Here is a 2214-nt window from a genome sequence, read left to right on the forward strand (position 1 = left end):
CGGCGCCGGCGGCGTGGTCGCCTGGGCCGGGGCGGCGGTCGCGGCGACGACGGCGACGGCCTCGATGCCACGGATAAGCCGCAGGGCTCGGACAAACAGGGCGTAGACCAGGCGCAGGACGGTGCCTCGGCGCAGGACGACGGGTCGGAGACCGGAAAGGCCGACCGACCCGCCGACGAGCGTGACGCCGACGAGCACGAGGATGGCGACCGGTCGCCCGGCGAGGAGCCCGCAGCCGATGCGTCGGGTTCGGACTCCGCGGACGAAGCGGAGTCGACCGCCGACGGAGACGACGACGATTCGGTCGAGGATGTCACCGACGGCAGTTCGCGCCGTCGCCGTCGCCGACGCCGGCGCCGCTCGGGTGGGGAGGGGGACGCCGACGCGTCCACCCCCGACGACCCGCCGAACACAGTCGTCCACGAGCGTGAGCCCCGGCCCAAGACCCGACGCGACGAGGTCCGCGGAATCAGCGGCTCGACCCGGCTCGAGGCGAAGCGCCAGCGTCGGCGCGACGGCCGCGAGTCCGTCCGTCGCCGCCCCCCGATCCTCACCGAGTCGGAGTTCCTGGCGCGCCGCGAGGCCGTCGATCGCGTGATGGTCGTCCGCGAGCGCACGTCCGTGGTGGGCACCGTCGACGGCGAGGGCAAGCCGATCGACCACCCCATCGACTACACCCAGGTCGCGGTCCTCGAGGACGGCGTCTTGGTCGAGCACTTCGTGACGTCGTCGGGGTCCGCCTCGATGGTCGGCAACATCTACCTGGGCCGCGTCCAGAACGTCCTGCCCTCGATGGAGGCGGCGTTCGTCGACATCGGGCGCGGGCGCAACGGCGTCCTGTACGCCGGCGAGGTCAACTGGGACGCTGCCGGCCTGGACGGCAACGCCCGCAAGATCGAGCAGGCGCTCAAGCCGGGTGACCAGGTGCTTGTGCAGGTGTCCAAGGACCCGGTGGGTCACAAGGGCGCCCGGCTGACCACGCAGATCTCGCTGGCCGGACGGTTCCTGGTGTACGTGCCGGGCGGCGGCTCGGCGGGCATCTCCCGGAAGCTGCCGGACACCGAGCGCAAGCGACTGAAGGACATCCTCAAGGACATCGTCCCGGGCGACGCCGGCGTGATCATCCGGACCGCGTCGGAGGGTGTCAGTGCCGAGGAGCTGGCCCGCGACGTCGAGCGGCTGCAGCAGCAGTGGGGTGAGATCGAGAGCGCGTCGAAGGACCGCCACGCCGGAGTCCGGGCGCTCTACGAGGAGCCCGACCTGCTGGTCAAGGTCGTCCGCGACCTGTTCAACGAGGACTTCAGCAAGCTGGTCGTCGAGGGCGATCGGTCGTGGGACATCGTCGAGCGGTACGTGTCGACGGTGGCGCCCGACCTGTTGCAGCGCGTCGAGCGCTTTGAGAAGGCACACGCCGACGCGCCCGACGTGTTCGTCGTGCACCGGATCGACGAGCAACTGGCCAAGGCGCTCGACCGCAAGGTGTGGCTGCCGTCCGGCGGAACCCTGGTGATCGACCGCACCGAGGCGATGACCGTGATCGACGTGAACACGGGCAAGTTCACCGGTGCGGGCGGCAACCTCGAGGAGACCGTCACCCGCAACAATCTCGAGGCGGCCGAGGAGATCGTGCGGCAGATGCGCCTTCGGGACATCGGCGGCATGATCGTGGTGGACTTCATCGACATGGTGCTCGAGTCGAACCGCGACCTGGTGTTGCGGCGGCTCACCGAGTCGCTGGGCCGTGACCGCACCCGGCACCAGGTGTCCGAGGTGACGTCGCTCGGTCTGGTGCAGATGACGCGCAAGCGGATCGGCACGGGGCTGGTCGAGGCGTTCTCCACCACCTGCCCCACCTGCGGCGGCCGGGGAATCCTGATCCACGACGACCCCGTCGATGTGGGCGGCCCCGAGGACGGTCGCCAGTCGGCGCAGTTCGACGGCGGGCGCAACAAGAAGCGCAAGCGGTCGGGCAAGCCGGACGTCGTGGCGCCGCGCGAGGAGAAGCCGCAGCAGAGCCAGCCGCACAAGCCGCACCCGATGTTCCAGGCCATGGCAGCCGCGCACGACAGCACCGACGACGACCGCACGGCCGACGACGGTGAGGGGCAGCGCGCAGCCGAGCAGCAGGCGTCCGAGCGCAGCGAGCAGCGGGCCCAGCGGGCTCAGGAGCGCAGCGAGCGGCGGGCCCAGCAGCGCGAGCGGCGGGCGCAGGAG

At 71.3% G+C, this 2214-nt stretch carries 1 protein-coding gene; it reads left to right on the forward strand.

Annotated features, from left to right (window positions below):
* The coding region (locus ABD908_RS27110) for an Rne/Rng family ribonuclease (protein WP_345001975.1) at window positions 1-2214 on the forward strand (2214 nt) is incomplete at both ends.

This window comes from Tsukamurella soli, from assembly GCF_039541155.1.
Classification (GTDB): Bacteria; Actinomycetota; Actinomycetes; order Mycobacteriales; family Mycobacteriaceae; genus Tsukamurella; species Tsukamurella soli.